The organism is Candidatus Edwardsbacteria bacterium, from assembly GCA_018821925.1.
Lineage (GTDB): Bacteria > Edwardsbacteria > AC1 > AC1 > EtOH8 > UBA2226.
This window is the reverse complement of sequence record JAHJLF010000064.1, coordinates 1-13,116: the sequence shown is the minus strand read 5'-3', so window position 1 is coordinate 13,116 and position 13,116 is coordinate 1. Positions and strand designations below refer to the sequence as shown.

At 50.3% G+C, this 13,116-nt stretch carries 13 protein-coding genes and 1 tRNA gene; all 14 read right to left on the bottom strand.

What is annotated here, in order from left to right; genetic code table 11:
• A partial coding sequence (dapB, locus tag KJ869_07680) for a 4-hydroxy-tetrahydrodipicolinate reductase (GenBank protein ID MBU1577070.1) occupies positions 1-748 on the bottom strand: 748 nt, incomplete at its 3' end.
• Between the two features lie 169 nt (positions 749-917).
• Positions 918-2,018, bottom strand: a complete 1,101-nt coding sequence (locus KJ869_07675; GenBank protein MBU1577069.1) for a Fic family protein — start codon at positions 2,016-2,018, stop codon at positions 918-920.
• A gap of 118 nt (positions 2,019-2,136) precedes the next feature.
• A complete protein-coding gene (locus KJ869_07670) occupies positions 2,137-3,045 on the bottom strand; it encodes a CPBP family intramembrane metalloprotease (protein MBU1577068.1) in 909 nt (302 codons plus the stop codon).
• Positions 3,042-3,698: a (Fe-S)-binding protein gene (locus tag KJ869_07665; protein ID MBU1577067.1), complete on the bottom strand. Its 657-nt coding sequence runs from the start codon at positions 3,696-3,698 to the stop codon at positions 3,042-3,044. Before KJ869_07665 ends, KJ869_07670 begins: the two co-directional genes overlap by 4 nt.
• Before the next feature lie 34 nt (positions 3,699-3,732).
• Positions 3,733-4,647, bottom strand: coding sequence for a hypothetical protein (locus KJ869_07660; protein ID MBU1577066.1), 915 nt, complete (start codon positions 4,645-4,647; stop codon positions 3,733-3,735).
• 86 nt (positions 4,648-4,733) lie between these two features.
• Positions 4,734-5,717: a site-specific DNA-methyltransferase gene (locus KJ869_07655; protein ID MBU1577065.1), complete on the bottom strand. Its 984-nt coding sequence runs from the start codon at positions 5,715-5,717 to the stop codon at positions 4,734-4,736.
• Positions 5,714-6,589: a hypothetical protein gene (locus KJ869_07650; protein ID MBU1577064.1), complete on the bottom strand. Its 876-nt coding sequence runs from the start codon at positions 6,587-6,589 to the stop codon at positions 5,714-5,716. The genes KJ869_07655 and KJ869_07650 overlap by 4 nt, the downstream gene beginning before the upstream one ends.
• Positions 6,590-6,814: 225 nt before the next feature.
• Positions 6,815-8,287 carry an IMP dehydrogenase gene (gene guaB / locus KJ869_07645; GenBank protein ID MBU1577063.1) on the bottom strand — a complete coding sequence of 491 codons (1,473 nt, stop codon included), beginning with the start codon at positions 8,285-8,287 and terminating at the stop codon, positions 6,815-6,817.
• A gap of 430 nt (positions 8,288-8,717) precedes the next feature.
• Positions 8,718-9,518, bottom strand: a complete 801-nt coding sequence (gene dapF, locus KJ869_07640; protein MBU1577062.1) for a diaminopimelate epimerase — start codon at positions 9,516-9,518, stop codon at positions 8,718-8,720.
• Between the two features lie 142 nt (positions 9,519-9,660).
• Positions 9,661-9,879, bottom strand: coding sequence for a hypothetical protein (locus KJ869_07635; GenBank protein ID MBU1577061.1), 219 nt, complete (start codon positions 9,877-9,879; stop codon positions 9,661-9,663).
• A 64-nt stretch (positions 9,880-9,943) separates the two neighbouring features.
• A complete protein-coding gene (argF, locus tag KJ869_07630) occupies positions 9,944-10,891 on the bottom strand; it encodes an ornithine carbamoyltransferase (GenBank protein ID MBU1577060.1) in 948 nt (315 codons plus the stop codon).
• Positions 10,892-11,173: 282 nt separating this feature from the next.
• Positions 11,174-11,728 (bottom strand): hypothetical protein, encoded by a 555-nt coding sequence (locus KJ869_07625; protein ID MBU1577059.1) that lies wholly within the window; start codon positions 11,726-11,728, stop codon positions 11,174-11,176.
• Between the two features lie 49 nt (positions 11,729-11,777).
• Positions 11,778-11,854, bottom strand: a tRNA-Arg gene (locus tag KJ869_07620).
• A 101-nt stretch (positions 11,855-11,955) separates the two neighbouring features.
• Positions 11,956-13,116, bottom strand: a 1,161-nt coding sequence (locus tag KJ869_07615) for an aminotransferase class I/II-fold pyridoxal phosphate-dependent enzyme (GenBank protein MBU1577058.1), incomplete at its 5' end; no start/stop codon positions are given.

The window sequence follows — 13,116 nt, the reverse complement described above, 5'->3', positions numbered from 1 at the left end:
TGTCGTACATCCTTGGCTTGGCCTGGGCCAGAAATTTGGCAGCCATCAGAGCCCCCTCGGCGAACACCCGTCGGCTGTGGGCCCGGTGGGTGAACTCCAGCCGCTCGCCCGGCCCGGCAAAGACCACCGTATGCTCGCCCACGATGTCCCCGGCCCGGATGGAAACCACCCCGATGTCATCATTGCCCCGGGGTTTGCTGGAACTCTCCCGCTCATAGACCGGGTTCCCGCCCCGCACCGTGGTTATCTCGGACAGCAGTTTTTTGGCGGTGCCGCTGGGGGCGTCCTTTTTGTTTTTATGATGGGTCTCGATGATCTCCACGTCGTAGTTGCCGGGAATGGTTTTGGCCGCCCGGGAGATTATATCGTAAAGCAGGTTGACCCCGATGGACATGTTGGATGATACCAGCAGGGGAATCTTTTTCGAGAGTTCCTGCAGTTCCTTCATCTGCTCGGCATTGATCCCGGTGGCGCCGATGACCAGGGGCTTGATATGCTTGGCAGCAATTCGAGCGTTCTTCAGCGAGGATTCGGCCGAGGTGAAATCTATCACCACGTCGCCTTGGTCGATTATCTTTCCCAGATCGTCAATCACTTCCGGCAGAGTGTCCCCTGTCTTGCGCCCGATCGTCGAATGGCCCGGGCTTTCCACCAGACCGGCTATGGTGAGATCCGGATTTTCATGGCAGGCTTCTATCAGGGCCTGGCCCATCCTGCCGCCCGCCCCGCAGATGATTAGGTTTAACATTATATTATCTTTTAATTAAAGTTTATACAAGTTACTGTGAATGCTAATGTTGCTGGTTAAGTCTTGCTTTTCATTTAAACCTTTTATTGTGTCGTACGTTTGAGATGAAAAGAATTTAGCGTCTCACTTTTATCATATATTGAGACACAAGCATATTAGTGTCTTATGTTTACATTTCAAGGGGCGACTCAGTAATGGTTATTAACTTATTAAATATGAATGTGTTAGGCCTTCGGCCATGGCCTTCCTGAAGAATGGTGATAACTCCCTTATCCTTTAACTGTTTCAGCAGCCGATTGGCACTAGCTTTGGGTATGCTTGAATACCGTTCAAATTCTGGACTGGAAAAAATCGGCATGGTAAAAATGGTATCTAACGCCGGTATCGCATAAGTGGAGCCGATATCGTAGACTTCACGCTTCATGGATTCGTACAGAATAATGATCTTTTCGGCTTTATGCCGGATGGCAACTGCCTGATGTCCAACAGCGGACAAAAAGAAACGAAACCAATTATCCCAGTCACCTGTATCGGATATGCTCCTCAGCCCACCGTAATATTCTTCACGGTGCGCTTCCATATATTCACTTAAATAAAAGACCGGTTCATCAAGCAGTCCTTTATCGGTCAAGAAAATCGGAATCAACACTCGGCCAATTCTTCCATTTCCATCGCGGAATGGATGGATGATTTCGAATTGTGCATGGATTATCGCCAGTTGAACAAGAAAATCCCTGTCCTGAAAGTGCCAGTACTTCTCCCAGTTATCAAGAGCTATAATCATGGTTGCCGGATCGGGAGGAACAAAATAGGCCTGATCAATTGTACAACCGGGTTTGCCTATCCAGTTCTGATCCCGGCGAAACTCCCCTGGTTGCATATTTTGGCCGCGAACCGAATCCATCAAAATATCATGCAGTATTTTCAGCATATTTAAATGCATCGGTTTTTCTTTAATCCCTGATACTGCAGCGGCCAGTGTTTTCCGATAATTTACAATTTCTTGAATTTCAGTGCGCTTTGGATTATTTTCATCGGGAGAAGCTTCATAAAATAAAACATCTTGAAGTGTAGCTTGGGTTCCCTCTATTTTTGAAGAAAGCACTGCTTCTCTAAGGGTAAGTGGAGATAAGAGAACGGCGGGGTTAACTATTCCTTTTAAAGTCCCCCCCAGGTTGCCAAGTTCCAGGTTTGCTTTTCCAATCAGTTCAACATAGGACGCCCAATTTATATTCTTAAGAGGCAATATGTGTGGAATAAACGGCTTCATTTTGATATCTCCATACTCCCGCTAATTTCCACTGGGGTGGTAATGGAATACTCCTCGAAATTCCTGCCGCCCGCCCCGCAGATGATTAGATTGATCATATTTGCTCTCTAAAGGTTAATCATTTGGCGTCATGCAGGCATGCTCCGGTTTTCGGCAAGGCGCCGGTGGAAATATCTGCAGACTTCTTGTGCCATATGTTTACAATGTAAATCCAGGCAATCAAGCAGATTCCGAAGATTATGTAACGCGCTTGATTATTCATTGTTGTCGCGATTTGTGGAGATAAAAACAAGATATTGCCAAGGATATGAAAACAAGCGCAGGCAATTATTGATTTGGTTTTTTCGGCAATTACTCCAATTCCCCAACTGCCAAAAACAATTATTCCAAAAAATATCAATTCATTTAATAAAGTCGTGCTTTGGGAAATAAATGATAAGTGCCAAACATACCAGATAACGCCGATGATCAATGACTTATGTAATCGCTTTAACTCGATTAATTCATTATGCAAAAAACCCCGCCAACCATATTCTTCGAATATTCCATATATAACTGTCGCTATCCCGATGATAAAACCATAGTAGTGTCTATTTAAGTTTAGGTCATTATTTGCGCCAAAAAAAGTAAATAATAATACTGGAACAATTGCCATTATTAAGCTTTTCTTGGGCTGAGTGCCTAAAAGAGTAATACTGCTTTTTTTATTAACTATCGTCAATATTACAAGCGCACCGGCAATTGGACCAATTCCCTCAAGCAATGTTTTTACTAAAAACGTCAAGCCAAATGGCAATGACATATTATTGTACCAGCCGAATAATCCAAATCTAAATACTCCGGATAAAGCCGTAGCGATAACAAAGTAAACTGCTATTTGAATCCAGGCCTGTTTTTTTATCGTCATAATGTTTTTCGGTCTTGCTGCAGTACCGCCGATGATGCGGGTTTGCGCCGGCCCGCCCCGCAGATAATTAGGTTTATCATATCCTGTTTTCTTTGAGTAAAGTTGATCTGATCTTTTCAATGCCGGGCGATGTAATCGTCCAGCTCCTTGTGCCAGGCATCGGGCTCGTAGGTCTGGGGGACCGTCTCCACGGCAAACAGCAGGTCTATCAGGTACTGCGGCTTCTTGCCGCCGATATGCATCGATTTTATGCAGGATATGCAATATACGGCCACCTCCTCGGCCGGCATCTCCGAGGCCCGTTTGGTCATCTGCTCTTTTAACTGCTCCACCGGAATGGCCCCGTAAAAGCTGTCGCCACAGCAGGTGCTTTTGGTCCGGGTGTGGGCCGGCTCCGCCACTTCAATATTCATCTTTTCAAGCAGGGTCCGGACGGCCTGGTGCACCTGCTCCTGGTCCCGGGTGGGACAGGCGTCAAGGATGGACATCCGCCGGCCATTGTGATCCGGGAAATCAAAGAAATCGCTTTCGGCCAGGATCTCCCACAGGGAGATGGTGGATGAATTCTTATAATCGTTCCGGAACCGCTTGTCGCAGCCGGGGCAGATGTTTATCACCTCGGTATCTTCGGTAAATTGGGGATCATGGTGACAGCAGATGTCCAGTCGATCCATTCGGCCCAGGTTTTCATTCAGGATGGCATGCAGTTTGTCGGCCAATTCCGGCTTGTAAAGCATCAGGCCGCAGCCCGGGGCGAAGATCCTTTTCTTCATATCACTTCTTTTTTAGGGGCTGGATATTTCCACATCAGATAGGCCGGGCGATCAGGATCCCCTCCAGGCGGTTGTAAAAATCGTAGCTCCCGGTCCACAGGCCGTACCAGTGGCCCCCCAGTTTCCAGTGATATTTATACGGGCGGTTCCGGCCGTTGGTCGAAAGGCCGTATCTCATCCAGCCCACCCCTATCCCGCTGCCGTCCAGGCTGGCGGTGTTGACGCTGTCCCGGGTGTCGTAGTAATGGCCGCTGCTGCCGCAATCCAGTATTTTGATGGTGGCTTCGCTGCCGATGATGATCGGCTGGCTCCAGGCCACCATCACATGACCGGTGCTGGCGTCCTTGTTCTCCTTGTCCTGGTATTGTTTCCGCCAATCCTGGTCGTATTTTACCACGATGATGTCGCCCTTTTTGATGGAATCCGCCGAGATGAACACCTTCCAGTATTTGTTCTGTCCCACCGGGTTGGCTTGTCCGCTGGCGTCGTTGCCCAAAATATCCCGGAAATAATCGTAGAACCCCCAGGCCCGGGGGCGGGGATCGAAGGTATGGAAGGCATTGGCGAACAGCGCCAGGTCCTGGTAATGGTCGTACAGCGCCTGCCGGATGACAAAATCACCCACCATGCCGGAGCAATCGTAGATGTAGGTGCCGGAGGCCTCGTCCATGACCCGGCCGGAGTAGTGCTCGTATTTGGTGGTGTCCAGATTGTCCAGGATGGCCTGGGCCCGGGCTTTGAATATCCCGCTGGGTGTGGCCGCGCCGGAGGTGTCGTCTATCTGGACCGGAGGGGTAAAAACGGTAAAATCGTATTCCACCGGGATGATCTCGTAGTCCGAATGGTAGGTCTCGACAAAGGAGGGGTCCTCTGCGCTGGTGGGGGTTTCCTTGCTGCAGCCGAAAACCAGCAGCAACAAACCGGTGATTGAAAGGATAAATTTATTCATTATATTTCCTGCTCCAATAATATTACTTGCTCGGGTTAGGTCGCCATCCTGCCGCCCGCCCCGCAGATGATTAGGTTGATCATGATTTATTTTATAATAATTGTTTGAGATTTATGGCGGGTATTAACCATAGCAACTTTTGTTTCTTTTTTGGTTTGTACTTTAACTTTTTTGTCAAAATTCATCGTGATCTGATTTTTATATTTATCTATTCTACTTTCAGCCAATTTTATATATTCCTTGCTTATGTCATAGCCGACATATTTTCTTTCATTTTTCAAAGCTGCAATGGCTGTTTGCCCGCTGCCCACAAATGGATCTAATATAATATCATCTTTAAAAGAATATAACTTAATTAGTCTATCTGGCAATTCTAACGGAAATGGCGCGGGATGGCCAATGCTCCGAGCAGAAACGGCATTCATATTCCAAACAGAGAACGTACATTCCATAAATTGTTCTTTTGTTATGGTGTTTTCTCTATGTTCTTTTAAACGGTTGTATGAACCTTTGGAAAATACCAATATGTATTCGTGTACATCACGCAATATTGGGTTTGCCGCAGATAACCAGCTACCCCAAGCAGTTGATGGGCTGGCGCTAGAACCCTTATTCCATATTATTTCACCACGCATGCTATAACCAATGTCCATCATTATTTTAGAAACATAATGAGATAAAGGTATATACGGCTTACGCCCCAGATTAGCCACGTTAACACATGCCCTGCCTCCGTTAACTAAAACCCTGTAGGTATCGGTAAATACATTTTTTAGAAGTGATAGATATTCTTTTAGCGTCAAATCTTGGTCGTATTCTTTTGAGGCATTGTAGGGCGGAGAGGTGATCATCAAATGAACAGAATTGTTGGGTAATTCCTTCATGTTCTCAGAATTGCCTAAAATAATGCTATTCTCATATTCCTTTGGAAATTCACGATCCACAATGTCATCAATCTTTTTGTCATTAAGATTTTCATACATTTTTGAATTGTAGAATTTGGACGAATCGTGATTGATTCTTCCACTCGTGCCAAAGGCACTAGTTTCCGTACCTTTTACTTTTTTCATGCTCTTATCAGTAGTAAGAATTTTTCAGCTTTAGCAATGTCTGTTCTTTCTTGTGCTGCGATAGATATTATGTTACCCAATTCATTCTTGGGCAACATAGAAGAAAAATAATTCATATTGGTATTGACAAGTTGCCTAATAATTGTTTTTAAAACAGTTATATCGCTTATCGTCTGAAAGCCCAAGCCGGTTGTGCTTACTATAAAATCGTTTCCCTCTGTCGGTCGTGGATTTAGTGATAAAAATCCTTGTATAACACCGGCTTTTTTCAGAAAATCAACCTTATGAGAATAACTCACAGTTATGGGGCTATTACCTAAAATAACGATAGGTATTTTAGTTGATGATAGCCCTGAGACTCTTATGTTAATTGATTTTCCTATAGCCTTCAACATAGAATCCGAACGCAATAAGGCTGGATTTCCTTGGTGGCTTTTATAATCACCCAGGAACGATACTACATTTGTTCGTCTAGCATATTGATAGTTAGAAACAACACTCATTTTGATTTCAAATATAACTTTTATATTTGAGGCTATTTGAGTGTTGCTTTCAGTAGTGCAAAAAGCCAAATCTGCTCTTGACTTTTTTGTAAGACCCAATTCTTCACATTCAACTCCGTTGACAGCAAATAAACCCATCTCAGTCGCTAATGGTGAAAGGAAATCTCTACACCATTTTTCAGTGAAATGGCCAATCAGAGAATTTCTACTTTGCAATGTTTGTCCTTCGGCATCCGAGCCCTTCGGAACATACGCAAAGAAACCATTAGCCAAATTGTAAAACAATTGTTCTGGTGTCGAAAATGATTGTAGAGCATCATTGAAAAATTGGATTTCAGCATCATTGTTCCAAAAGTTTAATTCTGGCATTGTTCCCTCATCATTAATTTAGGCTGTTTTACAATTATATAAAACAACAAATTCCATTATTTTTGCTGCCATTTTTACCATTTTTGCTTGCATACTTGTCTATTTTCTTATCAATTTTGGCGAGATTGCAACCAATCTTGACGATATTGACTGCCCATAAAACTGTAAACCATCGCCCGACCTTTATCATTCCCCCTCAAACAAACAACCAAGCAAGCAAGGGGCCTACCCCCGCTCCACCTCGTAATTCGGAGCCTCTTTAGTGATGACCACGTCATGCACATGGCTTTCCTTCAGGCCGGCGTTGGTTATCCTCACAAAGGTGGCCTTCTGCTGGAGAGCCTTCAAATTGGCCGCGCCGCAGTACCCCATCCCGCTCTTCAAACCGCCGATCAACTGGTAAACAGTATCGGCCAGCGGCCCCTTGTAGGGTATCCGGCCCTCTATGCCCTCGGGCACGAACTTCTTCTCCTCGGTGTTCTTCTCCTGAAAATACCGGTCGGCGCTGCCCTTGCGCATGGCGCCCAAAGATCCCATCCCGCGGTAGACCTTGTAGCTGCGGCCCTGCAGCAGGATGGTCTCGCCCGGGCTCTCCTCGGTGCCGGCGAAGATGTTCCCGATCATGATGCAGTCGGCCCCGGCCGCCAGCGCCTTGACGATGTCGCCGGAGTATTTTATTCCTCCGTCGGCGATGATCGGTATCTTGTGCTTCAGGGCCACCGATTTGGCCTCCATCACCGCGGTCAGCTGGGGAACGCCCACCCCGGCTATCACCCGGGTGGTGCAGATGGAGCCCGGCCCGATCCCTATCTTGACGGCGTCCACCCCGGCCCGGATCAGATCACGGGTGGCCTCGGCGGTGGCCACGTTGCCGGCCACCACGTCCACCTTGGGAAACTTGGCCTTGACCTTTTTGACCGCGCCGATCACCCCGATGGAATGCCCGTGGGCGGTGTCTATCACCAAAGCATCGACCCCGGCGGCCACCAGGGCCTCGGCCCTCTCCAAGTAATCACCGGACACTCCTATGGCGGCGGCCACCCTCAGGCGGCCCTGGCTGTCCTTGCAGGCGTTGGGGTGCTTCTCCTTTTTCATCACGTCCTTGACGGTGAACAGACCCTTCAACATCCCCTTTTTATCGACGATGGGCAGTTTTTCTATCCGGTGCCTATGGAGGATCTGGCTGGCCTCGTCCAAAGTGGTCCCCACCGGGGCGGTGATCAGGTTCTCTTTGGTCATCACCGCGCCGACCTTTTTGGTATGGTCCTTCTCGAAGACCATATCGCGGTTGGTGATGATGCCCACCAGATGGCCGTTGGGGTCGGTGATGGGTATGCCCGAGATGGAGAATTTTCTCATCAGGGCCAGGGCGTCGATCAGCAGATGCTCCGGGGAAAGGGAGATGGGGTTGGACACCATCCCGCTCTCGGAACGTTTGACCCGGTCCACCTCGGAGGCTTGCTCCTCAATGGTAAGATTTTTGTGGATCACCCCCATGCCGCCCTCCCGGGCCAGGGCCACCGCCAGGCGGTGCTCGGTAACGGTGTCCATGGCCGCCGACACCAGCGGGATGTTCAGCTTTATGTGCCGGGAGAACCTGGTGCCGATCTCCACCTCCGTGGGCAGCACCTCGGATCTCTGGGGAACCAGCAGGACATCGTCAAAGGTCAGCCCCTCGCCCTTAAGCCATTTGGTCATATATCCTCCATAATAAAAAAGTTTCAAATCCGATTGTCTTAACAGTCATTGCGAGCCGGCTTGATATTGAACCGATGAAGCAATCTATCTATAGCCAGGATTGCTTCGTCTGGCTGCGCTTACTGTCTCCTCGCAATGACATCAACCATGTCACCCTGAGCCAAACATTCCGCCCGGCAAGCCGAATGGGTGAATAAGTCATCCCTCAACCTGTGTTGCCTTGATGTTCCCCTTCAAAAGCAAAAAGAATGTCTATTTCAGGGCAGGCCCTCGGGATGACAACCGTTCTGTCACCACTTCGGGAGCGATATAATTACCAACCTAAGTGCAGGCTCTGAGAAATCTGATTGTCCGACAGGTTGAATGAGGACTGAACTCATCCCCTTTATCCCCTTCTCTTGTCAAGAGAAGGGGTTGGGGTTGAGTTGAATCATTCAGACCATTCCCCCTGGAAGACCAACTGCACAGAGCCCTCCAGGAAGACGTCGCTGACCGCTTCCCCGTCCAGCTTGAAGTGAATGGTGAGTATCTCCCCGCCCCGGGTCAGGCATTCAACCGGGGATTCGGCCATTCCCAGCCGGGCCGCCACCACCGCCGCCGCGGTGGCGCCGGTGCCGCAGGCCAGGGTCTCGTCCTCCACCCCCCGCTCGTAAGTCCGGATCTTCAAATGATGGCGGTCGGCGATCTCGACGAAATTGGCGTTGGCCCCGGCCGGTTGGAATTTATCATGATGCCTGATCTTGCGGCCCACCTCCACCACCGGGAAATCGTTCAGTTCGGCCACCGGGATCACCACATGAGGCACCCCGGTATCGGCAAATGAGGCCGAATATCCCCTGTCGTCCAGATCCAACAGAAACCGCAGGTCAAAGTCACGCGGCTCCCGCATCTGCAGTTTGACCAGCTGGCCGTTGACCTCGGCCTTATGCAGGCCGTCCCCGGCCTGAAAGGTCATGGACTTGCCCGCCGCCCCGATGGAATGGGCGAACCAGGCGATGCACCGGCCGCCGTTGCCGCAGAAAGCCACCTCCCCGCCGTCGGCATTGAGATAGCGCATCCGGAAATCGGCCTGGGCCGACTTTTCGATGATCAGTACCCCGTCAGCCCCAATGCCGTTGCGGCGATGGCATAATCTTTGGACCAGCGGAGAGAGATCGGAGGGCAATTGCCCGTCCCGGTTATCCAGCAGGACGAAATCGTTGCCGCTGCCGGACATTTTGTAGAAGTTCATATCAACTGAATGTAATGATAAAAGATGAAAATAGAATATGGAATCTTGAATGTAGAATATTCAGGAAACCGTCATCGCGAGACGACTTGACCGGCACCCTAAGCCGAATTCTATCTTCAATATTCTAAATTCTTTATGGTAGCTATTTTACCTTGAGCACATCCACCAGCTGGTCGAACTTGGCCAGCAGCTCGCTCATCTGCTCGTATTTTTTGGCACGGTCGTTAAGCTCCGACTGGTAATACTCGGTGGCCTGTCTGAAAAAGCGCAGGCTGAAATAGAACCACACTATCCCCAATCCCAGCACCAGCAGCATGAACAGGCCGTAGAACAGGATTCCGATTCCTCCGAAAAAGCCCATGATCGTCTCCTTATGGATAGTTGTTATTAGTGCCACCGCGAACACTCGGGGTGGCACTATTTTTTTATTTCTTCTTTTTGGCCTTAGGCCTCCGGGCATTGTTTTTAACCAGGGTGACCATTATCGCCTTCTGGATATGCAGCCGGTTCTCGGCCTGATCCAGCACCTGGGAGTGCGGGCCGTCCAGCACCTCGCTGGTGACCTCATCATCGCGATGGGCCGGCAGGCAGTGCAGGAAGATGGAATCCTTCTTGGCGGCGTCAATGATATGCTTGTTGACCTGATAGGGGGCGAACACCCTGGCCTTCAGATCCTTGTCCGACTCCTGGCCCATCGAAGCCCAGACATCGGTGTAGATGACGTCGGCGTTGCGGGCCGCCTCCCGCGGATCACGCACGATCTGCAGGGTGGTCTTGGTCTTGGCGGCCAGCTCCTGGGCCTTCTCCCAGATGCCACGTTCCGGCTCGTAGCCCTGCGGGCAGCCCACCGTCATGTTGACGCCCAGGGTGGCGGCGGCCAACAGCAGCGAATTACAGACGTTGTTGCCGTCGCCGATATAGGCCAGCTTCAGGCCCTTGAATTTCTTCTTGTGCTCCAATATGGTCAAAAAATCGGCCAATACCTGGCAGGGATGCTCCAGATCCGACAGGGCGTTGATCACCGGGATATCGGTGTTCTCGGCTATCTCCACGATACTCTTGTGGGCGAAGGTGCGGGCCATTATCAGGTCCACCCAGCGGTTGATATTGCGGGCGATGTCCGGGGTTGATTCCCGCTTGCCCAGGGACATTTCCAAAAATATTCCATGCCCGCCCAGCTGGGTCATGCCGGTCTCGAAAGTGACCCGGGTACGCAGGGAGGGTTTTTCGAAGATCATGGCCATGGTCTTGTCGGCCAACAGCTTGGGTGATCTGCCGGCCTTGGTTGGTTTCTTGATTTTTATCGCCAGCGCAAAAAGATCGTCCATCTCTTTTTTATTCAAGTCCGCTACCGAGAGAAGGTCCTTCTTCATCTGTTCCTCCGTTTAATGGTTTGTGAGCAAAGGTTTTATCCTTAGGTTATAGATTTTATTTTAAAAATAGCCCGCAAGTTTTTAATCGCTTGCGAGCCAATATCTTCAACAATTTATATATCCATACGATACAATGTGTTATAAAACATGTTGATACTGTTATTTAAGTGTTAATTTTACCTTATTATAAGATTTTAGTCAAGAGAAAACGAAATTTAGAATTTGATCGGCTATTTGACTTTGATCTGCCCCGGCCTGGCGTTTTTCTGACCTCTGAGGTGTTTAGGACCACTGGGTGATATATTCGCATAGGGCATCGCCTCTGTTCCGGCAGCGGTTATGCTCCACACTGAAATCCTTTGCCCCTGACAGCTCCAGCCCGGCTCTGATGAAGCCCAAAACCACCGAACATAGCATCGGCCCGCCGCCCTCGATATTCTCGATCCTGGCCTTGGCGCTCTTAGCCAATATATCAAAGACATAGAACCGCCCGGTATCATGGTATCTCTTCCAGATCTGGTTGGCCTCCATCACCATCAGCCCCGGCCCGCCGAACTTTATTGCCATTTTGTAGATGAATTCCGTGTCGTGCTTAACCTGAAAAGCGCCGAATTCCTGGCAGAACTGATGCACCTCACAGGACGCTTCGGCGGCCCCGGCGGTCAGCAGATTGAAATACAGATCGTACGGAACCCAATGGTCTTCGGTCAGGGCTTTAAAACTTGCCTGATCCGCTTCGCTGAGCCGCTTTAAAACTTTCGCGTGATCAACTTCCGGATATTTTTCTTTCAGAAAAGTTTTAATGCAAAGCAGGCTTCTGGCTGTGGTCTGTCCCATACTTTTTAAACCTTAATGATTTTGGAGATGGCAAAAACCTAAACGTAAATGGTGCGCCTGGCCCGATTCGAACAGGCGGCCGGCGGATTCGAAGTCCGATGCTCTATCCAGCTGAGCTACAGGCGCACTTGGCAAATGATCATCTCGATACTGGCCGGTGGTCGAGTGTCTCGCCAAAGGCGGGGTGTATCGAGACCCCGGCCAACTCGATGACCATTTGCTATTCTTCAGATATGAGACAGCGCCTGGTCCAGGTCGGCCATTATGTCCTCCGAATCCTCGATGCCCACCGCGATCCTGACGAAACCGGCGGTCATGCCCACCGAGGCCAGGTCCTCCTCGGAATAGGCCAGATGGGTGGTGGATGCCGGATGGGTCACCAGGGTGTCCACGCTGCCCAGGCTGACCGCCAGCTTGCACAGCTTGAGGTTGTTCTGGAATTTGCGGCCGGCCTCGCGCCCGCCTTTCAGGTCGATGGCCAGCACTCCGCCGTAGCCGCCGGTCATCTGCTTTTTGGCCACGGCGTGGGCCGGGCAGGATTCCAGACCCGGATAGCAGGTGCGCAATACCTTGGGGTGCTTCTCCAAAAACTTTGCTATTATCATAGCATTGATAGAATGCCGCTCCACCCGCAGGGGCAGGGTCTGCAGACCGCGGGACATCAGCCAGGCGGTGAGGGGGGCGATTGATCCGCCCAGGTTTTTGAAGGCCATGGGCCGGATCTGATCGATCTCGGCCTTGGGGCCAACTACTACGCCGCCCATGGTGTCACCGTGTCCGCAGATATATTTGGTGGCCGAATGCAGGACGATATCCACCCCCATCTCCATCGGCCTCTGCAGGCAGGGGGTGGCAAATGTGTTGTCGATGACCACCCTCAGGTTATGCTTTTTGGCGGCCTTGACCGTCTCGGCGATGTCCACCACGTCCAGGGTGGGATTGGCCGGGGTTTCGATATATATCATTTTGGTCTTGGCATTGACCTTGGCGGACAGCAGATTGTGAATGTCGTTGGCCGGCAGGTAGATGATCTCGATGTTCATCTTGGGCAGCAGGTCCTTGAAAAGCCCGAAGGTTCCCCCATAGATGGGGGCCGAGGAGATGATATTGTCGCCGGGGCGGCAATAGGTCAGCATCACCGCGGCGATGGCCGCCAGCCCCGAGGCGAAGGAGATACCCTCATCGGTGCCCTCCAGCAGGGCCATCCGTTTTTCGAAATCCTGGCTGGTGGGATTGCCCAGCCGGGTGTAGACAAAGCCCGGCTCCTGGCCGGACATCACCGCCGCGCCGTGCTCGGCCGAGTCGAAGACGAATTCCGAGGATTGGTAGATGGGAATGGAGACCGGCTTGATCTTGGTCAGATCCGGCATGCCGGCCCCGTGCACCGC

Excerpts from the sequence above, each read along its gene's own strand:
- KJ869_07675 (MBU1577069.1), bottom strand. The coding sequence starts at position 2,018 with ATGAAGCCGTTTATTCCACACATATTGCCTCTTAAGAATATAAATTGG.
- KJ869_07665 (MBU1577067.1), bottom strand. The coding sequence starts at position 3,698 with ATGAAGAAAAGGATCTTCGCCCCGGGCTGCGGCCTGATGCTTTACAAG.
- KJ869_07660 (MBU1577066.1), bottom strand. The coding sequence starts at position 4,647 with ATGAATAAATTTATCCTTTCAATCACCGGTTTGTTGCTGCTGGTTTTC.
- KJ869_07655 (MBU1577065.1), bottom strand. The coding sequence starts at position 5,717 with ATGAAAAAAGTAAAAGGTACGGAAACTAGTGCCTTTGGCACGAGTGGA.
- KJ869_07650 (MBU1577064.1), bottom strand. The coding sequence starts at position 6,589 with ATGCCAGAATTAAACTTTTGGAACAATGATGCTGAAATCCAATTTTTC.
- guaB (MBU1577063.1), bottom strand. The coding sequence starts at position 8,287 with ATGACCAAATGGCTTAAGGGCGAGGGGCTGACCTTTGACGATGTCCTG.
- dapF (MBU1577062.1), bottom strand. The coding sequence starts at position 9,518 with ATGAACTTCTACAAAATGTCCGGCAGCGGCAACGATTTCGTCCTGCTG.
- KJ869_07635 (MBU1577061.1), bottom strand. The coding sequence starts at position 9,879 with ATGGGCTTTTTCGGAGGAATCGGAATCCTGTTCTACGGCCTGTTCATG.
- argF (MBU1577060.1), bottom strand. The coding sequence starts at position 10,891 with ATGAAGAAGGACCTTCTCTCGGTAGCGGACTTGAATAAAAAAGAGATG.
- KJ869_07625 (MBU1577059.1), bottom strand. The coding sequence starts at position 11,728 with ATGGGACAGACCACAGCCAGAAGCCTGCTTTGCATTAAAACTTTTCTG.